Below are 745 nucleotides of genomic sequence, written 5' to 3' on the forward strand. Positions count from 1 at the left end.
CCCTTTTTGTCTAATATGCCGGAATTTTCGGCAATGAATTTCTTCACGTATTTTTCAATAATTCAATAATCGCCATCCGATCAATCGTTAAAAGAGAAAATAATTTCCCTATGCTGACCTGGTAATTGCTTACCACGGAATGCAGACGACCGGATAATATCGAAATTTTCCTTTTCCTGCTTTTGTTTTTGTGAGTCAATGAACCCGTTTTCGTTCTTATCGGCAATCTGCATCGGCTCTTCAAATCATATTATGCCGTAGTAAAGGCGTTCATCCTCTAATTCTAAACCCGCCATACTTTCCGGTTTGTCAAAAGAAACAAAACGGAAAATTTGCCCTGTCTTAACGTTGATTATGTGCGGGTTCTTTGCGCCTTTGTAAACCTCTCAATCGGCACGTCAGTTATAGCCTGTTTGTTCTTGCAGTCTGTTAAATGCCTTGATTATTGCCGGGAATGTAGATTTCTCATGATCCAGCAAAACCTTACGCATGACCACGGCACAAAATCTTTGGTCTAAAAACGCCATGAGGACAATATAGCGCGCAATCTCTGTTGATTTCTTTGCTGACTTTCCGGTTTTGAAAATTGTATATAGTTTTTTCAATGTAATAAATTCGTCGTAGTTCTTGCCGAAATAACGACGCAATGAAAGCGATTTATTAAGGGCTAGAATTTTATTCATCTAATTCCTCCGTCATTTCCTTATATTCATCCCATGAGTCAACGTCTGGGTCTTTGATGACT

The 745-nt window shown here is 38.9% G+C and carries 1 protein-coding gene; it reads right to left on the reverse strand.

All coding sequences use genetic code 11. From position 1 onward, the window contains the following. Positions 1-398 precede the first annotated feature (398 nt). The gene (locus V6U79_RS29685) at positions 399-683 is read right to left on the reverse strand and encodes a phage terminase large subunit (RefSeq protein WP_334616722.1); all 285 of its coding nucleotides are present in this window, start codon (positions 681-683) and stop codon (positions 399-401) included. Between the last annotated feature and the right edge of the window lie 62 nt (positions 684-745).

Source organism: Micromonospora psammae, assembly GCF_036902725.1.
Taxonomy (GTDB): Bacteria; Actinomycetota; Actinomycetes; order Mycobacteriales; family Micromonosporaceae; genus Micromonospora.